Raw genomic sequence first — 231 nt, forward strand, 5'->3', positions numbered from 1 at the left:
GGTCTTCAGTTTTGACTCTAATGCTGTAACTTGTTTGGGTTTCAAAGTCAAATACAGTATTAGCTATGAGTTGATTATCAACAATACTAAATAAACTGTTGTCAGTGTCACCATCCCCTGTAACTAAACTATAAGTAAAGGTGTTTCCTGTATCTGGGTCTATGCTGCTGAGATTACCAATTACACCATCTGTTTGACCTTCAGCAATTGCGGTCTTGTCAAGCAACAAAT

Annotated in this window: 1 protein-coding gene; it reads right to left on the reverse strand. The window is 37.2% G+C overall.

What is annotated here, in order from left to right:
• On the reverse strand, nt 1-231 hold a 231-nt coding region (locus FFO06_RS20990; RefSeq protein ID WP_137909718.1), incomplete at both ends, for a cadherin repeat domain-containing protein.

This window comes from Dolichospermum planctonicum (assembly GCF_005402965.1).
Classification (GTDB): domain Bacteria; phylum Cyanobacteriota; class Cyanobacteriia; order Cyanobacteriales; family Nostocaceae; genus Dolichospermum; species Dolichospermum planctonicum.